The sequence below is a fragment of the Pseudomonas sp. NC02 genome (genome assembly GCF_002874965.1).
In the GTDB taxonomy this organism is placed as follows: Bacteria; Pseudomonadota; Gammaproteobacteria; order Pseudomonadales; family Pseudomonadaceae; genus Aquipseudomonas.
In genome coordinates, this window is record NZ_CP025624.1 from 3,915,366 (window position 1) to 3,937,454 (window position 22,089).

The following is a 22,089-nucleotide window of genomic DNA, read 5'->3' on the forward strand; positions in this document are numbered from 1 at the left end:
CGCTCTCTGCGAATTGGCCGTGATCATTGCACTGAAACCGGGTGCTGTCAGGACACCAGCGAATAAATCAGCGCGGTAATCGCCACCAGGCCCACCGCCGTGACGAACACGTTGGACGCCTGGCCACGGTACTTGGCCATCGCCGGTACCTTGCGGATCGCGTACATCGGCATCAGGAACAGGATCGACGCAATGATCGGCCCGCCCAGGGTCTCGATCATGCCGAGGATGCTAGGGTTGAGGGTCGCGACGATCCAGCACACCACCAGCATGAAGGCAGCCGTCATGCGGTCCAGGGTCTTGGCAGCCGGGCGACGGCCGCTTTTGAGCACCAGGCCCTTGAGGCCTTCACTGGCGCCGATGTAATGGCCCAGGAACGACTTGGCAATCGCCACAAACGCGATCAGCGGCGCGGCGAACTCGATGGTCGGGTTGCTGAAGTGGTTCGCCAGGTAGGACAGGATCGACAGGTTCTGCGCCTTGGCTTCGGCCAGTTGCGCCGGCGACAGGGTCAGTACGCAACTGAACACGAAGAACAGCACCATCACCACCATCAGGATGTGTGCCCGGGACAGGATCTGCGAGCTGCGTTCCTCGGCGTGTTCGCCGTACTGGCGCTTCTGGTCCACCGCAAAGGCCGAGATGATCGGCGAATGGTTGAACGAGAACACCATCACCGGAATCGCCAGCCACAGCGTGTGCAGCAGCGCCGACGGGGCAGGGATGGTGCTGGCGGTGCTGAGGATGCCGCCGTTCCAGTGCGGCACCAGGTACACGGCGAGGAACAGCAAGGCGACGATAAACGGATACACCATCAGGCTCATGGCCTTGACGATCACCTGCTCGCCACACCGCACCACGGCCAGCAGGCCGAGGATCAGCACGAGTGACAGGATCGCCCGCGGTGGTGGCGCGATGTGCAGTTGATGCTCCATGAAGCTGCCGACGGTGTTGGTCAGCGCCACGCTATAGATCAGCAGGATCGGGAAGATCGCGAAGAAGTACAGCAAGGTGATCGCGGCGCCGGCCTTGAGGCCGAAATGTTCTTCGACCACGTCGGTGATGTCCGAGCCTTCACGGCCCGAGAGCACAAAGCGGGTCAGGCCACGGTGCGCGAAAAACGTCATCGGGAATGCCAGCAGCGCGAGGATCACCAGCGGCCAGAAACCGCCAAGGCCCGCGTTGATCGGCAGGAACAAGGTGCCGGCGCCGATGGCCGTACCGAACAGGCCGAGCATCCAGGTGGTGTCCTGACGGCTCCAGCTTGTGAGGGTTGCAGGTGTCGTTGCGTAGCGTTCGTCGACGCTATTGGCCTGATCATTCATCCGTTCGGATCTCCGCATTCACTCAGTCGAGACGAGTCAGAAAAACCTGACAGGCAGCGCCACGACCGAAACAGGGGCGCGATTGTCCGGGATTCGCTTGAAGAAGCAAAGACTTAGCTGAGGAATGGTTGTGCGGTGCAGAGGATTGAAGGCGATTTTGGCAGCGTCAATTTTACATTTCATAAGAAATCTATTTTATAAATTCATCACGTCATGTATTTTTAAAGCACGCCCCTCACTGGACTACCTGCCATGCCAATCGTGCGCATCGACCTTCGGAAAAACCCCGACGTCACCTACGCCAAGCGCGTCGGCGTATTGATCTACAACGCCATGCACACGGCCATCGGCGTGCCTGAACACGACAACTTCCAGATCCTCACCGAGCACGATGAACACCACTTCATCTATGACCCGGAGTACCTGGGCATCCAGCGCACCGACAACCTGGTGATCATCCAGATCACTCTGAATGAAGGCCGCAGTACCGAGCAGAAAAAGCTGCTGTACAAAACCATTGCCGAGAGCTTGCACCGTGAACTGGCGGTGCGCCTGGAAGATGTGTTTATCAGCCTGGTGGAGGTCAAGAAGGAAAACTGGTCGTTCGGCAACGGGATTGCGCAGTACGCCAGCTAAACGTTTTATGATGCCGCCCATCCCTGCCACCACCTGATCCAGAGAGCCCTCGATGCCACGCGTGTCCCGCAAACAAGCCGAACTCAACCGCGAAATCATCGTCGAGGCCGCCACGCGGCTGTTTCGTGAACGGGGCATCCATGGCATCAGCGTGTCGGACGTGATGGCCGCCGCCGGGCTGACCCATGGCGGTTTCTACGGGCACTTCGAGTCCCGTGAGGCGCTGGCCACGGAAGCCTGCAACCGGGCGTTCGAACAGTCGAGCGAGCGCTGGCAGGCCAGGGTCGAGCAGAGCCCTGATCCCGAGGCTGCGCGCCTGGCGTTGATTGATCCGTATCTGTCGGCGGCCAATCGTGACAACCCCGGGGACAGTTGCCCGGTTGCGGCTTTTGCCGGGGAGATGTGCCATGAAGCCGCCGACAGCGCGTTGCAACGCAGCTTTATCCGGGGCTTTGAAGCGTCCATGGGCATCCTGGCCGCTACCCAGGCCACCGGAACCCCCGAAGGTGACCGGCAGGCCGCCATTGCCCAGTACGCGACGATGGTCGGCGCCCTCACCCTGGCCCGTGCGACCAAAGGCAACGGCCTGTCTGATGAATTCCTCGCTGCCGCCAGGAATCTCCTGATCCCGGAAAAAAACCTCGGCTGACGCGTTGACAGCCAAACGCCAGCGCCAGCATGATCGGCCCATGAACCTTATTCAGCTGGCCCTCACCCGCACCACCACGACCGCTTCCGGCGGGTCGTGTGGTAGCGGTGAGTGGCGCGCAACCTAAGCCACCCGGATTTACCCAAGGCCCCGCCAGCAATGGACGGGGCCTTTTTATTGCTCCGCCCATTCGGCAACCACAAGGAGCAGTACCATGCCTGACATCAAGCGCCCCGCCCTGCTGATCATCGACATGCAGGTCGGCCTGTACGACGGCCCGGAAAAACCCTATGAACGCGAGCGCGTACTCGACAACATCAACCAGCTGATTCAGCGCGCCCGACACGCTGGCGTGCCGGTTTTCGCTGTACGTCACACCGGCCCTGCGGGTTCGCCCATCGAGGTGGGCAGCCCGTTTTGGCAACTATGGCCAGCACTGGAGGTTGATGAAGCTCGCGACACGGTTTTCAATAAAACCCGGCCCAGCTGTTTTCTCGGCACCGAGCTGTCGCAGCAACTGGCGGCGGCACAGGTGAATGAACTGGTGATCGTCGGGATGAAAACCCAGTACTGCATCGACACGACGTGCCGAGTGGCCGTGGAGCTGGGGTTCTCGGTGCTGCTGCCGGAGGATGCCCATACTTGCATGGACACTCCGGCGTTATCGGCCGCATCGATTATCGAGCACCATAACGCAACCTTGGCCGGGGCATTTGTGCAGCGTGTGAAAGCTGACGATATCTGCTTCTAAAGCCTGGAGCTTTACCTAAGCCGAGGTTCTCAATACGTTGCGCAGTTCGCCATTGATCGCGCTCTGCGCAACAGCCAGTTGCTCCACCAGATCACCGGCTGCGTGCGCCGTTAACGCAATCACTGGGCGGTCCCAGTCGTAATTTCTTATTACATTGATGCGGAACCCACCATGGGTATCGAAGGAGGGGTACCAGCCGACATCCAATATAAGCCCACCGGCGTATTCAACCTGAAGCATGTCCTCTTTCAACAGGTGAACCTGACTCTCCATCGCACCATCCTGCAAGATGGAGAGATCATCATGGGTGACGTTTCCGTCAATAAAGCCTAGTGAGATCAACTTGTTAACCTCCTGAATTCCTGCGCGGAAATCGGATGACCATGTATGACGCCCGCGCTTGACTCAATTCGAACCCAGTAACTGGGCTTGCCATCACTGGCACCTATGACTTGCGGATACTCCCTGAGTTTCCAGGGTTTTGCATGAGTGCTTGGCACTCCATTTTTATAGGCTTCTCGCTCAAGCTTTTCAATATTTATACCGGGCTTGTATTTGGCCGGGCCGTATCGGGTGCTGCTGACAATATCTTCCCAAGCTAGGTTTTTTGATGGGCTGTGCTTGTAGCCATAAGGGGTCCACTCGACGATTTCGGGGGTGGCAGGAACATGCATCCATGACGTCTCTGCTAAGGAAAGTCGTCGAAGTCTGCTGCAGTAAAAAGGCCTGGGACGAGCGGTCTGGAAAATCAGATTAGGCTGGTGAGAAATGAAATTTTTCTGCGGTAAAGAAACGATCGGGACTACAAATCCCGCATAATCCAAGCCTCTAATCCTTCAGGAAGAACCTTCCGATGCCCGTCACCGTTCTGGTCCTGGTTGAAACCATCAACGACTACCTGCCGATCATCGAAGGCAATGGCTTTCACGTGATTCTTGCGCCCACCCCGGCCGAACGCACCAAGGCCATCAAGACCCACGGCGGGCAGGTCCAGGCGGTGCTGACCCGTGGCCCGCTGGGCCTGTACGCCGAGGAAATCGCCGCGCTGCCGCTGCTTGAGATCATCTGCGTGATCGGCGCCGGGTATGAACACGTGGACCTGCAAGCCGCCAGCAACCGTGGAATCGTGGTCACCAATGGCGCGGGGGTGAATGCGCCGTCGGTGGCCGACCACGCCATGGCGTTGTTGCTGTGCCTGGTGCGGGACATTCCCCGGGCGGACGCAGCAGTACGGCGCAGCGAATGGCCCAAGATAATGCGCCCTTCCCTGGCCGGCAAACAGTTGGGCATTCTCGGCCTGGGCGCCGTGGGCCTGGAAATCGCCAAGCGGGCCGCCCTGGGTTTTGGCATGGAGGTGAGTTATCACAACCGCCAGCCCCGCGAAGATGTGGACTACACCTACTGCGCCACCGCCGTGGAACTGGCGCGGGCCTCGGACTTCCTGATCCTGGCCACCCCGGGCGGCGCCAGCACGCGACATTTGATCGACCGCCAGGCCCTCGACGCACTGGGGCCCAACGGTTTCCTGGTGAACATCGGCCGTGGCAGCGTGGTAGTCACCGCCGACCTGATTACCGCCCTGGAGCAACGGCGCATCGGCGGCGCGGCACTGGACGTGTTCGACGATGAACCCAACGTGCCCGACGCGCTCAAGCGCCTCAGCAATACCGTGCTCACGCCCCACGTCGCCGGCCTGTCGCCGGAAGCCGCCCATGACACCGTGCAGCGCGTGGCGGACAACCTGCTGGAATACTTTGCCGGCCGCCCTGTGCTGACGCCCGTGGCACTGCCTCCGCGAAAATAATGGCCAATAGCCATAAATCCTCCAAAACCTGACTACACTGCCTGAGGGGATACTCAGGATGCCGGTACTGGACCGGCGAAGGAACGCAGGATGGTTTGCCAAGGACCCGGCTCGGCCCGCCAACGCGGCGCAATAGGACTGATGGGTGCGATGACCCTGGGGATCGCACTGTTGTTCCTGTTGCTGGTGGTCGACAGCGGCCGGCTGTACCTGGAAAAGCGCAAGCTGCAACGGGTTGCCGACACCGCGGCGCTGGAAGTGGTCACCCGCGGCGGCGCCTGCGTGACGCCGAATACCAACGCCGCGCAATTCGCGATCCAAAGCGCAGCCCGCAATGATTTCCCGCTCAACGCAGACCGTACCCTGGCGACCACCTGTGGCACCCTGGTCACCGGGGCTGACTTCATGCGCGCCTTCAGCCCCAATCCCTCAAGGTCCGATGCGATCCAGGTCATCGCCACCCACCGCGTCGTCACCAGTATCGCCAACCGCCTGTTCATGCTGCTCTCCACCGGCCCTTTCGAGCCGACCATCCGGTTGCAGGCAGTGGCCGTGGCCGCCGTGCCCGCGCCACCGGTGGCCGTACTGACCATCCGCAGCACCTTGCTGACCGTGGACAGCACCAAGTCCGCCGCACTCAATGCGTTGATCGGCGGACTGCTGGGGGGCAAATTGCAACTCGACGCGGTGGGCTGGAAGGGCCTGATCAATACCGATATCAACCTGCTCAGTTACCTGGACGCGCTGGCGATTCAATTGAAGGTCAGCGCCGGCAACTACGACGAGTTGCTCAAGACCGACGCCAGCGTCGGCGATCTGATCCAGGCCGCGATAGATGTACTCAAGCTGGGGGGCGATGCGGTCAAGGTGGTGATCAATAACCTGGAAGCGATCAAGCTGATTGCGCCCGGCACCAAGATCCTGCACCTGGGCGACCTGCTGACCATCCAGAACGGCACCGACAAGAGCGCCCTGGACGTCAACCTGCAACTGTTCAACCTGATCCAGGGGTTTGTGCAACTGTCGAACAAGTACAACGCGGTCGCGGTGGAGTTGCCGGTGGATGTGCTGGGACTGCTGAATATCACGGTCAAGACCAAGGTCATTGAACCGGCGCAGGTTTCCGCCATAGGTAACCCCAAGCTGATCGCCACCCAGCCGATCTACGTCAGGACCGCGCAAGTCAGGACGTTGATCTCGGTGAAACTGCCGGCAATCGGCGCGGTGAACGATTTACTGGGCGGGGTAACGGCGCTGGTGGGCCTCTTGTTAGGCAGCTCCTTTGACCCCAAAATCGGCCAGCAAATCGATGTAGCACTGGAAGCCGCCAGCGGCAGCAGCACGGTCACCGGATATCGCTGCAACGGGCCTGCGGACAAAGCCTTGTCGGTGCTCGGTACCACCTCGGCGGTTAGGCTGATGGTGGGCCAGATCGACCCAAAAAACCTGTTTTCCTCCACAGCACCACTGAACGTTGACGAATTCCCATTACTCGACCTTGGGGTGAAGACCTGTAGCAACGGTGTCTGCGATCCCCGGCAACCGTATGGCGTGGGTGGCATCAGCCTGAAGATCGACAGCAGCGTGGCCAAGACCGTCCGGAACCACACTTACCTGTCGCCGCCCGAGTTGAAAAGCCCCCCGGATTACTTCAGTTTCAGTTCCAACAACGTGGTGGGCAGCTTGAGCAACACCCTCAATGGCATCCAGTTGATCAACCATCCACCGACACAGGGCGGACTGATTGGGCTGGTGCTGAACCTGGTGGTCGGCCTGATCACCGGCGTACTGAATCTGCTCAGCGGCATCATCTCCGGACTGCTCAGCCCGCTCCTCGACCCGCTGGTCAATAACCTGCTCGCCGGCCTGGGCATCGACCTGGCAAAAGTCGAAATCGGTGCCAACCTGTCCTGCAACCCCGGCGGGCGCGCAGTTCTGGTGATCTGAGCACATCAAGCCCGCTGATCATCGGCCAACACGCTAACCTATTAAGCCGCCCCAACCTTGTGGCTTGGCGGCCGCGCGCATTAGATTAGCCAATAGTCCAAGGCCTTAAGAATAAGCAGAAGGGATAAGCATGGCGCTTAATGACCAATCGACCCAGATTCGCCCCGGCGAAGAACTTGATGCCAGCCTCATCGATCCCTACCTCAAGGCCCATATCCCGGGCTTGAGCGGCAGCGTCAAAATCAGCCAGTTCCCCGGGGGTGCCTCCAACCTGACGTACCTGCTGGAATACCCCGGCCAGGAATTCGTGCTGCGCCGCCCGCCCTTTGGCCACAAGGCCAAGTCCGCCCACGACATGGGCCGCGAATACCGGATTCTCAACCAGCTCAAGGACGGTTTCCCGTATTGCCCCAAGGCCTACGTGCACTGCACCGACGAGTCGGTGATCGGCGCCGAGTTCTACGTGATGGAGCGGGTCAACGGGATCATCCTGCGCTCGGACCTGCCGCCGGAACTGGGCCTGGACGCGGCGAAAACCGAAGCCTTGTGCAAAAGCTTTATCGACAAGTTCGTCGAGCTGCACCAGGTCGACTACAGCGCCTGCGGCCTGGCCGACCTGGGCAAGCCCGAAGGTTACGTGGAGCGGCAGATTCGCGGCTGGAGCGACCGCTACGAAAAAGCCCTGACCCCCGACGCCCCCAGCTGGGAAGCGGTACGTGCCTGGCTCAACGACAAGATGCCGACCGACCACCCCACCTCGAGCATCGTCCACAACGACTACCGCTTCGACAACGTGATCCTCGACCCGCATAACCCGATGCAGATCATCGGCGTGCTGGACTGGGAACTGACCACCCTCGGCGACCCGCTGATGGACCTGGGCAACACCCTCGCCTACTGGATCGAAGCGGCCGACCCGGCCCCGGTGCAACTGATGCGCCGCCAGCCGAGCAACGCCCCCGGAATGCTTACCCGCCGCCAGTTCGTCGACTACTACGCCGAACGCTCCGGGATCCAGATCGACAATTTCGACTTCTACTACACCTACGGCCTGTTCCGCCTGGCCGGCATCGTGCAGCAGATCTACTACCGCTTCTTCCATGGCCAGACCCAGGACAATCGCTTTGCACAGTTCATTCACATGAACAAGCTGCTTGAGCAGATGAGCCTGAATGTCATCAAACAGTCTTCCCTCTGACCCTCTTCAAGGAAAAACCATGTCCAAGACCCAACTGTTCGACCTCGACGGCAAGATCGCTTTCGTTTCCGGCGCCAGCCGCGGTATCGGTGAGGCCATCGCCAAGTTGCTGGCCCAGCAAGGCGCCCACGTGATCGTGTCGAGCCGCAAGATCGACGGCTGCCAGCACGTGGCCGACGCGATCATCGCCGACGGCGGCAAGGCCACGGCAATTGCCTGCCATATCGGCGAAATGGAACAGATCACCAACGTGTTCGCCGCGATCCGCGAACAGTTCGGCCGCCTGGACATCCTGGTCAACAACGCCGCCACCAACCCGCAGTTCTGCAACGTGCTGGACACCGACCTGGGCGCATTCCAGAAGACCGTCGACGTGAACATCCGCGGCTACTTCTTCATGTCGGTGGAAGCCGGCAAGCTGATGCGCGAGAACGGTGGCGGCAGCATCATCAACGTGGCCTCGATCAACGGGATTTCGCCGGGCGTATTCCAGGGCATCTACTCGGTGACCAAGGCCGCGGTGATCAACATGACCAAAGTCTTCGCCAAGGAATGCGCGCCGTTCGGCATTCGTTGCAACGCACTGCTGCCGGGCCTGACCGACACCAAGTTCGCCTCGGCACTGGTGAAGAACGACTCGATCCTGAAAATGGCCCTGGCGCAGATCCCCCTCAAGCGCGTGGCCGACCCGAGCGAGATGGCCGGCGCGGTGCTGTACCTGGCCAGCGACGCGTCGAGCTACACTACCGGTGTATCGCTGAATGTAGACGGTGGTTTCCTGTCCTGATTCGGCTGGCGGGTGACTTGCGGTAATCTTGCGGGTGATTGCTTGCCTCTGGATGAAACATGGAACTGCACGTCGTTATCAAGGGCCGCAAGGACCTGGCCGAACAGCTTTACCAGCAATTGCGCGCGGCCATTGAGTCGGGACAACTGGTGGCCGGGGCGCAATTGCCTCCCAGCCGCTTGCTGGCCCTGCAACTGGGCGTGTCGCGCAAGACAGTCTCAGACACCTACGCGGCGCTGACCTACGAAGGGTTGTTGGTCGGCAGGATCGGCCGTGGCACGTTCGTCAACGCCTGGGCCACGCGCCGCGAACACCTGCAAAGTGCCGCCGACCTTGCCTGCGCCGCCAACCTGGCCAAGTGGCAGGCCCTTCCCGCGCCCATGGGTCACCCCAACCGTGAAACCCGCCCGAGCCGGGACTTTATCGGCGGTGCCACCGCCCGCAGCCAGTTCCCTCAGGATGAATGGCGGCGCTGCACCCTCGATGCCTTGCGCCGTATCTCACAGGACAGCGGCTTCTACAGCCGGCCGGAAGGCTTGCCGGCCCTGCGCAGTGCAATCGCCGGGCATATCGCATTTTCCCGTGGGGTCAGGTGCAGCGAAGACGACATCGTAGTCACCAACGGCGCCCAGCAGGCGCTTGACCTGATCGCCCGCGTGGTGCTGGAACCGGGCACCGTCGTCGCCATGGAAGACCCCGGCTACACCCCGGTGCGACTGATGTTCGACGCCATGGGGGCGACCGTGGTGGGCGTGCCGGTGGACGAACACGGCCTGCGGGTCGACTTGATTCCCGACGGCGCGCGGCTGATCTACGTGACACCGTCCCATCAGTTCCCCCTGGGCATGCCCATGAGCGTGCCGCGCCGTGAGGCGTTGCTGGCACGTGCGCTGGCGTTGGGCGCCATCGTGATCGAGGATGACTACGACAGCGAATTCCGCTACGAGGGCCGCCCCACCGACTCCCTGCAAAGCATGGACACCCGCGGCGTGGTCGCCTACGTCGGGACCTTCTCGAAAACCCTGCTGCCGGAGTTGCGCCTGGGCTACACGGTGTTGCCGCCGGCGATTTTCGGCGCGGTGCTCAAGGCCAAGCAACTCACCGACCAGCACAGCTCCACCCTGCCGCAATGGGCCCTGGCCAAGTTCATCAGCGAAGGCTACCTGCTCAAGCACATTCGGCGCTGCCATGGGGTATATGCCGGGCGCCGGGAACGGATTCTGCAGCGCCTGGCGGGGGACCTCTCGCCGTGGTTCGACGTGGTGCCCACCGTGGCCGGGTTCCATCTGGCCGCACTGTGCAAGGTGCCGGTGAATATTCCGCAGCTCACCCAATTGGCACGGGAGGCTGACGTGGGGCTCTATCCGCTGAGCGTGTTTTTCCACGACACACCGGTACGCGAGGGACTGAAGATCGGGTTTGGCGCGATCGAAACCCTGGACATTGACCCGGCGCTGGACGTGGTGCGGGATATCCTGCGACAGATTGGCTGAGGGAATTTCCGCCGGATTGGCTATTGGTCAAATCCGGATCGGGGCCTAGGGTGAACGGGTCTCGACTCACTCGGAGCCTCACCATGAAAGTACTGCTCGGCACCACCCTGCTGCTGGCCTCGTTAAGCGCCTTTGCCCACGACCCGGTGTACAACCAGGAAAAGATCAACGTGTTGCAGGAACACGCCCTGGCCAACGTCCCCGGCAAGAAAACCGTGATGCTCACCGTGGACTACGCCCCGGGCCAGGCCACCGTGCCCCATAGCCACACCGGCACGGCCGTGGCCTATGTGCTGGAAGGTGCAATCACCTCGCGGGTCAACGATGAAAAGGCGATCACCTACAAGGTCGGCCAGTCGTTCTATGAACCTGCCGGCTCGCGGCACTTTGAATCCAGCAATGCCAGCCAGACCCAACCGGCGAAACTGCTGGTAGTGATGGTGATGGATGACAAGGCCGACGTGCTCACGCCGCTGCCCCACTAACCCGCGCCACCGCACCCTCCTGTGGGAGCTGGCTTGCCGGCGATGGCGGTGCATCAGACACAGTTGTGTTTGCTGATCCACCGCCATCGCCGGCAAGCCAGCTCCCACAGTTTTAACCGCGCACAGTCAGTGGCTCAGGGTCGTTTGAAGTGGTGGCGCAGATGTTCGATTCGAGGCCGGCAGATACAGCCTTCAAGGTGGTCGTTGACCATGCCCATCGCCTGCATGAACGCATACATCGTGGTCGGGCCCACATAGCTCCAGCCACGTTTCTTCAGGGCCTTGGACAAACGTGTTGACGCGACTGACGTGGGGTTGGCCGTCCAGTACGCCATGTCCACCACCGCCGGGCGCTCATCGGCGGCCGGTTCAAACGACCACAGCCACGCCGCCAGCGAACCGGTCTCATCCACCAGCTCACAGGCGCGCCGGGCGTTGTTGATGGTGGACACGATCTTGGCGCGATTGCGCACGATACCCGGGTCGGCCATCAATCGCTCGATGTCCTGCTCGGTGTACTGCGCCACCCGGCGAAAATCAAAGCCCTCGAACGCCCGCCGAAACGCCTCGCGCTTGCGCAGGACGGTGATCCACGCCATGCCCGCCTGAAAACCTTCCAGGCAAATCTTCTCGTACAGCGCAATGTCATCGGCCACCGGCACGCCCCATTCGTGGTCGTGGTAATCCGGGTACTCCGGCGCCGCCGTGCGCCACGTACAGCTGGTGACGCCCGCCGCGTCCGTGATCAATCCTGGAATATCCATAACTCACCCTGTGAACCAAGCCCGGGATGATAAGCGAAAAAAATTCCGGGCCGCCAACCGCTCAAGTACGAACCTTGCGGACCAACTGGTCAGACCGGGACCTGCCATCCGCGTAATATTTACTTGCGACTTGAAAAAAACCGAGCGTAGACTGGCCCCGCACTGGACATACCGGTCAGACCACAACAATTAAGCCCTGGACCCACCAGGGCACCGAATAGAGATCCTTCCCATGCTCAGATGGTGCTCGCGTTCGATTTTCCTGCAAGTCGTGATTGGCCTGGTGATCGGCATAATCTGCGGCCTCGCCCTCCCTGAATTCTCCTCGCAACTCAAACCCCTGGGTGACGGCTTCATCAAGCTGATCAAAATGCTGATTGGCCTGATCGTCTTCTGCGTGGTGGTCAGCGGTATTTCCGGTGCCGGCGACTTGAAGAAAGTCGGGCGCATCGGCCTCAAGTCGGTGATCTACTTCGAAGCACTGACCACCGTGGCCCTGGTGATCGGCCTGATCATGGCCTTCAGCACCGGGATCGGCACCGGCGCCAATATCCACCTGGAGCAACTGTCGTCTGCCGGCCTGAATGAACTGGCAGACCGTGGCCAACACATCAAGGGTACCAGCCAGTTCCTGATGGACCTGATCCCCAACTCGGTGATCGGCGCTTTCGCGGACAACAACGTGCTGCAAGTGCTGTTGTTCTCGGTGTTGTTCGGCAGCGCACTGAACCTGGTGGGCGAAGCCGCTTCCGGCATCTCTCGGTTGATCAACGAGCTGAGCCACGTGATCTTCCGCATCATGGGCATGATCGTGCGCCTGGCGCCCATCGGCGTGTTCGGCGCCATCGCCTTCACCACCAGCACCTACGGCCTGGATTCCCTGCAACACCTGGGCAGCCTGGTGGGCCTGTTCTACCTTACGTGCTTCCTGTTCGTCGCGGTGATTCTGGGGCTGGTGATGCGCCTGTCGGGCCTGCGGATGATGCCGCTGCTCAAGTACCTGCGGGAAGAACTGTTGATCGTGATGGGCACCGCGTCCTCCGATGCCGTGTTGCCACAGATCATGCGTAAACTGGAACACCTTGGCATTGGCAGCTCCACCGTGGGCCTGGTGATTCCGACCGGGTACTCGTTCAACCTCGACGGTTTCTCGATCTACCTGACCCTGGCCATCGTGTTTATCGCCAATGCCACCGGCACACCGCTGTCGATGACCGACCTGCTGACCATCCTGCTGGTGTCGCTGATCACCTCCAAGGGCGCCCACGGGATTCCGGGTTCGGCACTGGTGATTCTGGCGGCGACACTCACCGCAATCCCGGCGATTCCGGTGGTGGGCCTGGTGCTGGTGCTGGCGGTGGACTGGTTCATGGGCATTGGCCGGGCGCTGACCAACCTGATCGGCAACTGCGTCGCCACCGTGGCCATCGCCCGCTGGGAAAAAGACATCGATATCCAGCGCGCCAACAAGGTGCTGGACGGTCAACAAGGGTATGCCTTCCAGGCCAAGAAACCGGTGCTGCCCGCCCACCAAGAGTTCTGATGAGACAGACTCACCCCCTGTGGCGAGGGAGCTTGCTCCCGCTGGGGCGCGAAGCGGCCCCAAAAAATGGGCCTGCTGCGCAGTCCAGCGGGAGCAAGCTCTCTCGCCACACCAAGCAGACAGTTCAATTTAAAGGGAGCCACACGTGATCACCTCGTCAACCGTCGTCAATTCAGTGGTAGAAAAACTGCGCGCCGCCCTGGCGAGGGGTCAGTGGCGGCGCGGCGAGATGCTGCCCGGCCAGCGTGAACTGGCCGAGCAAATGGGCATCAGCCGCCCGAGCCTGCGCGAAGCGGTGATCGTGCTGGAAACCCTCGGCCTGGTGCGCTCCATGCCCGGCAAGGGCGTGGTGGTGCTGGAAACCACCCTCAACGAATCCCAGGCCCAGGACAGCGGCGTGGCCGACGCCAGCCTCGAAGACATCCTGCAACTGCGCTACACCCTCGAGCCCTTTATCGTAGGTTTAGTGGCGCAATCCATCAGCAGCAAGGAAGTCGGGCAACTGCGCCTGACCCTGATGGACATGCGCGAAGCCCTCGACGCCGGCGACAGCGAAGCCGGGATGAACGCCTACATCGCGTTCCACGAAGAACTGTTCGCCCTGACCTCCAACCCGATCTTCCAGAACGTGGTGCAACAAACCAGCAACGCCCTCAAGCAAAGCGCCCAGGTACTGCGCAACTCCCCCGAACACCTGGCGGAACGCTTGCAGGAAAACGACGCCGTGGTGCGGGCGATCCGCAACAAGAACAGCGCCCTGGCCAGCGCCGAAATGCGCCGGCATATCCTGCAGGAAGGCTTGCGCATGGGCATTCGCTTGAACATCCCGGATGACCATCTGGGTAGCTGACTTCCAGGAGACCGCGCATGACCGCTCACGCCCTGCACACCCCTTTCCCCTTTACGCCGTTGCGCCTGGTGGGCAAGCCGAAACTCTCGGTGGACGACATCTACCCGGCACTGTTCGACGCCATTCTCGAGCAACGCATCGCCCCCGCCAGCCGTTTTACCGAGGAGAGCCTCGGGCAAAGTTTTGGCGTCAGCCGCAGCGTGATTCGCCGGGTGCTGGCGCGGCTGTCGCACCAGCAAGTGATCATCCTGCGGCCCAACCACCGCGCCCAGGTGGCGGCACCGGATGCACAACAGACCCAGCAGATTCTCGAGGCAAGGCGCCTGACGGAAATCACCGTGGTGCAGTTGGCGTGTGCCCAGGCGAAACCGGCGCAGATCCGCCAACTGCGGGAGTTGATCGCACGGGAGCGCGACTGCATCGAGCGTGACGAACGTGGCCCGGCGATTCGCCTTTCCGGGGAATTTCACCTGCAATTGGCGGCAATTGCGGGCAACGCGCCGCTGGCACAGTTTCTCAACAGCCTGGTGCCGCTGACCTCATTGGCGATTGCGCAGTTTGAGGCCAAGGCTTGCACGTATTGCGCATGGCAGGAACATAGGGCGATTGTGGATGCGGTGGAGCATGGCGATGCCGGCAAAGCCGTCAACTTGATGACCCGGCATCTGGATCATCTGGAAGCCAAGCTACTACGCAGCAATTGATCACACTGTTTTAACCTGTGGCGAGGGAGCTTGCTCCCGCTGGGACGCGCAGCGGCCCCAAAAACGGGACTGCTGCGCAGCCCAACGGGAGCAAGCTCCCTCGCCACAAGTTGAGATAACACGCCGATAATCAAATGCAAAAAAGCCCGATATCTTTCGATACCGGGCTTTTGGTTTTACCGCTCAATCAAGCCAGTTACAGCACCGATTGACCGCTCATCGCCAGGTCCAGCAACTCACGGTTGGCTACCGCGTACATGGCGTAGTCCGTGCCGACTGCAGCACGAATCTCCACCATCATGGTGCGCCAGCGATCAGCCATGTCCTGGTGCTGCTCAAGCCACAGGGCCACGCGGGCTTCCATGTCTTCTGGCGCATCGGCCATTTGCAGTACGGAAATGGTGATCGCCCGTTGCTGCCAATCCACGTCATCGCGGAAGGCTTCGCGGGCCTGGGCCTGCCAGTTGTTGCCCACGGGCAGGCTGCTGATCTGCTGCAGGTACCACGGCAAGTCCAGGGCGCTGCCGACGGCGAAGTAAGCCTTCGCGACGTCTGCCGCACTTTGGCCTGTCACGTCGGCGGCTTCGATGATTGGCAGCAGGGTGTACAGGTGGGTAGTGCCTGCAACCATGCGCGCCAACAACTCCGGCACACCGGCTTCGACGTAAGCCTGGTAACGGTTCTGCCAACCTTCGCGGGTCGGGCCTTCCAGCAGTTCGTCGAGCTTGAGGCCCAGCGCGGCAAGGTGTGGACCGAAGTGCGCAACATCACGCCCCGCATCCTGTTCGTTGCGACGGCTGCGCAGGAACCAGCGCGTGGCACGGCGGCCCAGGCGCATCAGCTCGTCCATCAGCTCCAGTTGCACGTCGGCCGAGACCTGGTGGTCCAGGGCTTCGATCTGACGGAACCAGTGCGGGAGGTGGAAGATGTCTCGCACGATCACGTAGGCGCCCGCCACGTTCGCCGGGCTCATGCCGGTGGACTCTTTGAGTCGCTGAACGAAGGTGATGCCCATGTGGTTGACCAGGTCGTTGGCGATCTGGGTGCTGACGATCTCGCGCTTCAGACGGTGGCGACGCATGGCTTCGGAGAACTTCGCCACCAGGCTCGGCGGGAAAGCGGTCTCCATGTCACGGGTCAGGTAGTCGTCATCCGGCACCAGGGATTTGAGCAACGCTTCCTTGAGGTCGATCTTGCTGTACGAGATCAGTACCGACAGCTCCGGACGGGTCAGGCCCTTGCCCGCAGCGGCGCGCTCGTTGAGCTGCTCCTCGGTCGGCAGGTACTCGATGGCGCGGTCCAGCTTGCCACGGCCTTCCAGGTCGCTCATCAGGCGCTTGTACTCGGCCACGCGCTCGAAGGCTTTGCGGGCAGCCAGGGACAGGGCCTGGGTTTGCTTGTAGTTGTTACCCAACACCAGGCTGCCGACTTCGTCGGTCATGCTCGCCAGCAACTGGTTGCGCTGCTTGTCGGTCATGTCACCGGCCTGCACCACTTCGTTGAGCAGGATCTTGATGTTCACTTCGTGGTCGGAGCAATCCACACCACCGGCGTTGTCGATGAAGTCGGTGTTGGAACCGCCGCCATTGAGGCCGAATTCCACACGACCCAGCTGGGTCATGCCGAGGTTACCACCCTCGCCCACCACCTTGCAGCGCAGCTCGTTGCCATTGACGCGCAGGGCGTCGTTGGCCTTGTCGCCCACATCGGCGTGGCTCTCGGTGCTGGCCTTGACGTAAGTACCGATACCGCCGTTCCACAACAGGTCCACCGGTGCCTTGAGCAAGGCATTCAGCAGTTCGGTCGGGGTCAGCTTGTCGGCCTGGATGTCGAAGCGTTCTTTCATCTGTGGCGAGATGGCAATGCTCTTCGCGCTGCGCGAGAAGATACCGCCGCCTTCGGACATGATGCTGGTGTCGTAGTCGGTCCAGGCCGAGCGCGGCAGGTCGAACAGGCGCTGACGTTCAGCGAAACTGTTGGCCGGGTTCGGGTTTGGATCGATGAAGATGTGCAGGTGGTTGAAGGCCGCGACCAGTTGCAGCTTGTCTGACATCAACAGGCCGTTGCCGAACACGTCGCCGGCCATGTCGCCCACGCCCACCACGGTGATGCTGTCTTGCTGGACGTTGATGCCGCGCTCACGGAAGTGACGCTGCACCCCCACCCACGCGCCCTTGGCGGTGATGCCCATTTTCTTGTGGTCGTAACCGGCAGAACCACCGGAAGCGAACGCATCACCCAGCCAGAAGCCGTAGTCGATGGCGATGCCGTTGGCGATGTCGGAGAAGGTCGCAGTGCCCTTGTCCGCTGCTACTACCAGGTACGGGTCATCGTTGTCGTGGCGCACCACGTTCAACGGTGGCACCAGGGCGCCGTCTTTCAGGTTGTCGGTAATGTCCAGCAAGCCCGAAATGAAGATGCGGTAGCAGGCGATGCCCTCGGCCGCGATCTCGTCCCGGCTGCCGCCCAACGGCAGGCGACGCGGCAGGAAACCGCCCTTGGCGCCCACCGGCACGATCACCGAGTTCTTCACTTGCTGGGCTTTTACCAGGCCCAGCACTTCAGTGCGGAAGTCTTCTTCACGGTCGGACCAACGCAGGCCGCCGCGAGCGACGTTGCCAAAGCGCAGGTGCACGCCTTCAACCCGAGGCGAGTAGACGAAGATTTCAAACTTCGGCACCGGCTTGGGCAGCTCAGGAATCGCGTGCGGGTTGAACTTGAAGCTGAAGTACGACTTGTTCTGGCCGTTGGCGTCAGCCTGGTAGAAGTTGGTCCGCAGGGTGGCCTTGATCAGGTCCAGGTAGCGACGCAGGATGCGGTCTTCGTTGAGCACCTGAACGTCGTCCAGGGCCGTGAGGATCGCTTGTTCCAGGCGTTGCTGCTTGTCTTCGAGGTCTTCGGCGGTGAGCTTGCGCGCCAGGTAGAAACGGGTCTTGAACAACCGGGTCAACTCGCGGGCGATGTCGGTGTGGTTGTTCAGGGTACTGGCGATGTAACCCAGGTCGAAGCCCAGGCGAATCTGCTTCAGGTAACGGGCGTAGGCACGCAGCAGCGCCACGTCGCGCCATGGCAGGCCGGCCGTCAGCACCAGACGGTTGAACGCATCGTTTTCGGCATCGCCGTGCACGATATGCACGAATGCGTCCTGCAGGGTGTCGTTCAATTGCTGGATATCGAGGTTCACGCCTTCGGCGGCGATGAACGCGAAATCGTGAATCCAGAACTCGCGGCCATTGGCATGACGCAGGCGGTACGGGAATTCACCCAGGACACGCAGGCCGAGGTTTTCCAGGATCGGCAGCACATCGGACAGCGCCAGCGGCGTATCGGCGTGATACAGCTTGCAATGCAGTTCGCGCTGGCCGGAAACCTGGCCCAGCGGCTGGTAGAAACTCATCACCAGCGGGTTGGCTTCGGTCAGGCTGAGCAAATGCTGCATGTCGACCACGGCCGAATGCGCGGCGAAACGCTCGCGGTAGCCGGCCGGGAAACCTTTCGGAAAATCCGCCAGCACGTTGGTGCCGTGGGCTTCGCCGAAGCTTTCCACCACCAGGCTGGAGTAGTCGTCCTGCCAGCTGCGGCAGGCCTGCACCACTTCTTTTTCCAGTTGCAGCGGGTCGATGTCCAGGCGGTTCTTCGGGTCTACCCGCAGGATCAACTGCACGCGAGCCAGTACGGACTCCGAGAAGAACGTCCAGAACTCGCAGTCCGAGGCTTTCAGGCGATCCATCAGCACTTGCTGGATCTTCTGGCGCACTTCGGTGGAATAGATGTCCCGCGGCACGTAGGCCAGGCAGTAGCAGAAACGGCCGTACGGGTCTTTGCGCAGGAACACGCGGATCTTGTTGCGTTCCTGGATCTGCACGATCGACATCACGGTGCTGAACAGCTCGTCCACCGGGGTCTGGAACAGGTCATCACGGGGCAGCACCTCGACCACCTGGGCCAGTTCCTTGCCCAAGTGCGCCTTGGCCTGGAAGCCCGAGCGACGCTCGATTTCCGTCACCTTGCGACGGATGTAAGGAATCACCCGCACGCTTTCGCCGTACACCGAGGAGGTGTAGAGGCCCATGAAGCGGCATTCCTTGATGACCTTGCCGTCGGCGTCGATCTGGCGGATCGACACGTAGTCCGGGTAGGCCGGGCGGTGCACGCGGCTTGGGTGTGCAGCCTTGGCGAACGACAGCACGGCCGGCTCACGCAGATAGTTCACCGCGTAGTCTTCGATGCGCAGCTCGTCGGCCGTCAGGCCCGGGCGCAGCAGTTTGGTCAGACCGAGGAACGAGTTGGCGTCATATTCGATATGACCGCCGTCCGCCTCGTCACGTACCACAAACTCTTCATAGCCGAGGAAGGTGAAGTGGTTGCCCACCAGCCATTCCAGGAAGCTCTTGATCTCGGCTTTTTCTTCGCCGTCGATCACGTATGGGCTGGCGTCGATACCGGCCAGCAGTTCCTGGACCTTGGCTTTCATCGGTTCGAAATCGGCGACGGCAACGCGCACTTCGCCCAGTACCTGCTCAAGTTCCTTGCTCAGGACACTCAGCTCGGCGGCGTTGGCGCAGCGGTCGATTTCCAGGTACATCAGCGATTCTTGCTGAACGTCTTCGCCCTGGGTGCCTTTGGGCAGGATTTCCAGCAGTTCGCCCTTCTTGCCACGACGCACGCTGAGTACGGTGGTTTGCAGGGTGTGGATGCTGTAGCCACGGCGGTTCAGCTCGGTACGCACCGAGTCCACCAGGAATGGCAGGTCGTGGTGCAGCACTTCGACCGCGGTGTGGGTCGATTGCCAGCCATGACGTTCGTAATCGGGGTTGTAGACCCGCACTTGCGGTTGGTTGTGATCAAAGCGCTCAAGCAGGCGCCAGGCAGACAGGGTGCAACCGGCCAGGTCGGACAAGCGACGCTGGGTCAGTTCATCCAGGGAAATGATGCCGAAGAATTGTTCAGCGAACAGCGCCACTTGTGGCAGTGCCTGTTCACTGATGTGCTGCGCCAGTGCCGCTTGCAGTTGGTGCTGGAAGTCGGCTTTGCTGGCTGCGGTGAAGAACGCCATCTGTGGTACTCCGCTTGGGCTTGTTATTGATGGAAGCGTCGCGTGTTATCCCCTTGCGGGGAGACCGTCAGCTCTGTTCGCGGTCTACAGTAACGAATTCAGAGTGACAGGTGGGTGAAGCTGGACAAGACAATGAGGTCACATTCAACTTCCATAAGATGCGCACCTTGCCAGGTGACGGTACGACGGGCAGGTCAGACTCCTGGCGAGGCACATCCGTTGCGCAGCTTAACGAGTGTAGGAAGCAAGCTGCTTGCGACGCTGCGACATATTCGGTCATCGGCACGCTGCCGGCGGGTTGCGACTTGGGCAACCGGGTGTTTTCGGAGAAATCCCGGGGCGCCGAGTACCGGAAATGACTGATATTGCCCGCCAGGTCATGCCACAAGGTCTGACACACGATGCAGCACAAAATTCGCCGCAATGGCACAATTGCCCTGCTTCGCCCTCCCCCAGACAGGATTAACCATGCCATTGCAACTCACCACCGCCCACCTGATCGTCAACCCGTGCGATGACGAAGAAGACAACATGGCCATGCTCTGCTGCCACGGCGACAAGGGCGAGATGTTCATGGTGACCCGTTATCCGGACGAGGACGAGGTGGAAGTCACCTGGGATTACGAGCCGTCGACCCTGGACGGGCTGAAGATCACCCTGAGTGCCACGACACTGTTGGTGGAGATTGGCGCGGCGGATGCCGATGCATTGGGCGGCCACGATCAATTGGCAATCACCCACGGCACCGCCGAGTCGGATCTGGCCGAAGTGGAGGAAACCCTGCAGAACATTCTCAAGGGCACCGGGACCTATATCCGGGCCTAGTTGCCAAATCCGCACAATGTGGCGAGGGAGCTTGCTCCCGCTGGGCTGCGAAGCGGCCCCAATCCAGCCAACTGCGTTCTGCCTGGAAAAACTCGGCAGCCTTGCTGGGGCTGCTGCGCAACCCAGCGGGAGCAAGCTCCCTCGCCACAAAGGCAGGCGCCTATCGGAAAAAACCTCAGACATTTCCCACATTTCCCGAAAAATACCCCCCGCGCCGTTAGTCTCCACCCCCTCCGATGCATTAAAGTAACGCCCCCAGGCCTGGCATTTTTCGCAATGCCCAGTCTCACCTCTCCAGGAACCGTCATCGATGGAACATCGTGAAGCGCTGCTTGCGCTGCGAACCTTTCTTTCAACGCAGATTCTCGGCCAGGAAAAACTCATCGAGCGCTTGCTCATTGCCCTGCTCGCCGATGGCCACATGCTGGTTGAAGGCGCTCCCGGGCTGGCCAAGACCAAGGCCATCAAGGAGCTTGCCGAAGGGATCGAGGCACAGTTCCATCGCATCCAGTTCACCCCCGACCTGCTGCCCGCCGACATCACCGGCACCGAGATCTATCGCCCGGAAACCGGCAGTTTCGTGTTCCAGCAAGGCCCGATCTTCCACAACCTGGTGCTGGCGGACGAAATCAACCGTGCCCCGGCCAAGGTGCAGTCGGCATTGCTCGAAGCCATGGCCGAGCGCCAGGTCAGCGTGGGGCGCAGCACTTACGAGTTGTCGCCATTGTTCCTGGTGATGGCCACGCAAAACCCGATCGAGCAGGAAGGCACCTACCCGCTGCCTGAAGCCCAGCTCGACCGTTTCCTGATGCACGTGAAAATCGGCTTCCCGGACGCCGCCGTCGAGCGCCGCATCCTGCAGCAGGCCCGTGGCGAAGCCCTCAACGGTGAAACCAAGCCCGAGCGACGCGTCAGCCAGCAGGCGATCTTCGCCGCGCGCAAGGAAATCCTCGGCCTGTACATGGCCGATGCGGTGGAGGAATACCTGGTGCAACTGGTCATGGCCACTCGCACCCCGGCCAAGTTCGATCCGGAAATGGCCGAATGGATTGCCTATGGCGCCAGCCCTCGTGGCTCGATTGCCCTGGACCGCTGCGCCCGGGCCCACGCCTGGCTGGCCGGCCGCGATTTCGTCAGCCCGGAAGACATCCAGGCGGTGCTGTTCGACGTGCTGCGCCACCGCATCATTCTGTCGTTCGAGGCCGAAGCGGCCGGCATCGACCAGGACCGCGTGGTGCAACGCATTCTCGACGTCGTTGCCGTCGCTTGACG

At 61.3% G+C, this 22,089-nt stretch carries 19 protein-coding genes; 14 read left to right on the forward strand and 5 right to left on the reverse strand.

The window, feature by feature from the left end; genetic code table 11:
- Window positions 1-47 precede the first annotated feature (47 nt).
- On the reverse strand, window positions 48-1,325 hold the full coding sequence (locus C0058_RS18410; RefSeq protein ID WP_102369270.1) for a serine/threonine transporter: 1,278 nt from the start codon (window positions 1,323-1,325) through the stop codon (window positions 48-50).
- A 252-nt stretch (window positions 1,326-1,577) separates the two neighbouring features.
- Between C0058_RS18410 and C0058_RS18415 the strand changes: the two genes are divergently transcribed.
- From C0058_RS18415 to C0058_RS18425, 3 genes are all read left to right on the forward strand, one after another.
- Window positions 1,578-1,961 carry a tautomerase family protein gene (locus C0058_RS18415; protein WP_102369271.1) on the forward strand — a complete coding sequence of 128 codons (384 nt, stop codon included), beginning with the start codon at window positions 1,578-1,580 and terminating at the stop codon, window positions 1,959-1,961.
- 52 nt (window positions 1,962-2,013) lie between these two features.
- Complete coding sequence (locus C0058_RS18420; RefSeq protein ID WP_102369272.1) at window positions 2,014-2,610, forward strand: TetR/AcrR family transcriptional regulator; 597 nt, start codon at window positions 2,014-2,016, stop codon at window positions 2,608-2,610.
- Between the two features lie 214 nt (window positions 2,611-2,824).
- Window positions 2,825-3,361 (forward strand): cysteine hydrolase family protein, encoded by a 537-nt coding sequence (locus C0058_RS18425; protein ID WP_102369273.1) that lies wholly within the window; start codon window positions 2,825-2,827, stop codon window positions 3,359-3,361.
- A 15-nt stretch (window positions 3,362-3,376) separates the two neighbouring features.
- On the opposite strand, the gene C0058_RS18430 is transcribed toward C0058_RS18425, so the two are convergent.
- Window positions 3,377-3,703, reverse strand: coding sequence for a hypothetical protein (locus C0058_RS18430; RefSeq protein ID WP_003210784.1), 327 nt, complete (start codon window positions 3,701-3,703; stop codon window positions 3,377-3,379).
- The gene (locus C0058_RS32675; RefSeq protein ID WP_158660301.1) at window positions 3,700-4,185 is read right to left on the reverse strand and encodes a hypothetical protein; all 486 of its coding nucleotides are present in this window, start codon (window positions 4,183-4,185) and stop codon (window positions 3,700-3,702) included. The genes C0058_RS18430 and C0058_RS32675 overlap by 4 nt, the downstream gene beginning before the upstream one ends.
- 29 nt (window positions 4,186-4,214) lie before the next feature.
- Here C0058_RS32675 and C0058_RS18435 point away from each other — a divergent pair, with 29 nt between their 5' ends.
- The 6 genes from C0058_RS18435 to C0058_RS18460 all read left to right on the forward strand — a co-directional run bounded on the left by C0058_RS18435 (window position 4,215) and on the right by C0058_RS18460 (window position 11,075).
- On the forward strand, window positions 4,215-5,165 hold the full coding sequence (locus C0058_RS18435) for a 2-hydroxyacid dehydrogenase (protein ID WP_102369274.1): 951 nt from the start codon (window positions 4,215-4,217) through the stop codon (window positions 5,163-5,165).
- A 90-nt stretch (window positions 5,166-5,255) separates the two neighbouring features.
- Window positions 5,256-7,112: a pilus assembly protein TadG-related protein gene (locus C0058_RS18440; protein ID WP_087692886.1), complete on the forward strand. Its 1,857-nt coding sequence runs from the start codon at window positions 5,256-5,258 to the stop codon at window positions 7,110-7,112.
- Between the two features lie 130 nt (window positions 7,113-7,242).
- Window positions 7,243-8,310 (forward strand): phosphotransferase family protein, encoded by a 1,068-nt coding sequence (locus C0058_RS18445; protein ID WP_102369275.1) that lies wholly within the window; start codon window positions 7,243-7,245, stop codon window positions 8,308-8,310.
- A gap of 19 nt (window positions 8,311-8,329) precedes the next feature.
- Window positions 8,330-9,097: an SDR family oxidoreductase gene (locus C0058_RS18450; RefSeq protein ID WP_003210776.1), complete on the forward strand. Its 768-nt coding sequence runs from the start codon at window positions 8,330-8,332 to the stop codon at window positions 9,095-9,097.
- Between the two features lie 59 nt (window positions 9,098-9,156).
- A complete protein-coding gene (locus C0058_RS18455; protein WP_102369276.1) occupies window positions 9,157-10,590 on the forward strand; it encodes a PLP-dependent aminotransferase family protein in 1,434 nt (477 codons plus the stop codon).
- A gap of 83 nt (window positions 10,591-10,673) precedes the next feature.
- Complete coding sequence (locus tag C0058_RS18460; RefSeq protein ID WP_003210770.1) at window positions 10,674-11,075, forward strand: cupin domain-containing protein; 402 nt, start codon at window positions 10,674-10,676, stop codon at window positions 11,073-11,075.
- A gap of 134 nt (window positions 11,076-11,209) precedes the next feature.
- Here the strand turns inward: C0058_RS18460 and C0058_RS18465 are convergent, their stop codons facing one another.
- Complete coding sequence (locus tag C0058_RS18465; RefSeq protein ID WP_102369277.1) at window positions 11,210-11,839, reverse strand: DNA-3-methyladenine glycosylase I; 630 nt, start codon at window positions 11,837-11,839, stop codon at window positions 11,210-11,212.
- A 232-nt stretch (window positions 11,840-12,071) separates the two neighbouring features.
- On the opposite strand from C0058_RS18465, the gene C0058_RS18470 reads away from it, so the two are divergent.
- From C0058_RS18470 to C0058_RS18480, 3 genes are all read left to right on the forward strand, one after another.
- A complete protein-coding gene (locus C0058_RS18470) occupies window positions 12,072-13,382 on the forward strand; it encodes a C4-dicarboxylate transporter DctA (protein WP_008433031.1) in 1,311 nt (436 codons plus the stop codon).
- Between the two features lie 145 nt (window positions 13,383-13,527).
- Window positions 13,528-14,232, forward strand: a complete 705-nt coding sequence (locus C0058_RS18475) for a FadR/GntR family transcriptional regulator (protein WP_102369278.1) — start codon at window positions 13,528-13,530, stop codon at window positions 14,230-14,232.
- A 17-nt stretch (window positions 14,233-14,249) separates the two neighbouring features.
- Window positions 14,250-14,936, forward strand: coding sequence for a GntR family transcriptional regulator (locus tag C0058_RS18480; protein WP_102369279.1), 687 nt, complete (start codon window positions 14,250-14,252; stop codon window positions 14,934-14,936).
- Window positions 14,937-15,132: 196 nt separating this feature from the next.
- Here C0058_RS18480 and C0058_RS18485 read toward each other — a convergent pair whose 3' ends face one another.
- Window positions 15,133-19,992, reverse strand: coding sequence for an NAD-glutamate dehydrogenase (locus tag C0058_RS18485; protein ID WP_003212956.1), 4,860 nt, complete (start codon window positions 19,990-19,992; stop codon window positions 15,133-15,135).
- Window positions 19,993-20,460: 468 nt separating this feature from the next.
- Here C0058_RS18485 and C0058_RS18490 point away from each other — a divergent pair, with 468 nt between their 5' ends.
- Together C0058_RS18490 and C0058_RS18495 are read left to right on the forward strand one after the other, a co-directional pair.
- Window positions 20,461-20,817: a hypothetical protein gene (locus tag C0058_RS18490; protein ID WP_003212949.1), complete on the forward strand. Its 357-nt coding sequence runs from the start codon at window positions 20,461-20,463 to the stop codon at window positions 20,815-20,817.
- A gap of 310 nt (window positions 20,818-21,127) precedes the next feature.
- Window positions 21,128-22,087 carry a MoxR family ATPase gene (locus C0058_RS18495; protein ID WP_003218556.1) on the forward strand — a complete coding sequence of 320 codons (960 nt, stop codon included), beginning with the start codon at window positions 21,128-21,130 and terminating at the stop codon, window positions 22,085-22,087.
- Window positions 22,088-22,089 lie beyond the last annotated feature (2 nt).

Excerpts from the sequence above, each read along its gene's own strand:
- C0058_RS18410 (WP_102369270.1), bottom strand. The coding sequence starts at position 1,325 with ATGAATGATCAGGCCAATAGCGTCGACGAACGCTACGCAACGACACCT.
- C0058_RS18415 (WP_102369271.1), top strand. The coding sequence starts at position 1,578 with ATGCCAATCGTGCGCATCGACCTTCGGAAAAACCCCGACGTCACCTAC.
- C0058_RS18420 (WP_102369272.1), top strand. The coding sequence starts at position 2,014 with ATGCCACGCGTGTCCCGCAAACAAGCCGAACTCAACCGCGAAATCATC.
- C0058_RS18425 (WP_102369273.1), top strand. The coding sequence starts at position 2,825 with ATGCCTGACATCAAGCGCCCCGCCCTGCTGATCATCGACATGCAGGTC.
- C0058_RS18435 (WP_102369274.1), top strand. The coding sequence starts at position 4,215 with ATGCCCGTCACCGTTCTGGTCCTGGTTGAAACCATCAACGACTACCTG.
- C0058_RS18440 (WP_087692886.1), top strand. The coding sequence starts at position 5,256 with ATGGTTTGCCAAGGACCCGGCTCGGCCCGCCAACGCGGCGCAATAGGA.
- C0058_RS18445 (WP_102369275.1), top strand. The coding sequence starts at position 7,243 with ATGGCGCTTAATGACCAATCGACCCAGATTCGCCCCGGCGAAGAACTT.
- C0058_RS18450 (WP_003210776.1), top strand. The coding sequence starts at position 8,330 with ATGTCCAAGACCCAACTGTTCGACCTCGACGGCAAGATCGCTTTCGTT.
- C0058_RS18455 (WP_102369276.1), top strand. The coding sequence starts at position 9,157 with ATGGAACTGCACGTCGTTATCAAGGGCCGCAAGGACCTGGCCGAACAG.
- C0058_RS18460 (WP_003210770.1), top strand. The coding sequence starts at position 10,674 with ATGAAAGTACTGCTCGGCACCACCCTGCTGCTGGCCTCGTTAAGCGCC.
- C0058_RS18465 (WP_102369277.1), bottom strand. The coding sequence starts at position 11,839 with ATGGATATTCCAGGATTGATCACGGACGCGGCGGGCGTCACCAGCTGT.
- C0058_RS18470 (WP_008433031.1), top strand. The coding sequence starts at position 12,072 with ATGCTCAGATGGTGCTCGCGTTCGATTTTCCTGCAAGTCGTGATTGGC.
- C0058_RS18480 (WP_102369279.1), top strand. The coding sequence starts at position 14,250 with ATGACCGCTCACGCCCTGCACACCCCTTTCCCCTTTACGCCGTTGCGC.
- C0058_RS18485 (WP_003212956.1), bottom strand. The coding sequence starts at position 19,992 with ATGGCGTTCTTCACCGCAGCCAGCAAAGCCGACTTCCAGCACCAACTG.
- C0058_RS18490 (WP_003212949.1), top strand. The coding sequence starts at position 20,461 with ATGCCATTGCAACTCACCACCGCCCACCTGATCGTCAACCCGTGCGAT.
- C0058_RS18495 (WP_003218556.1), top strand. The coding sequence starts at position 21,128 with ATGGAACATCGTGAAGCGCTGCTTGCGCTGCGAACCTTTCTTTCAACG.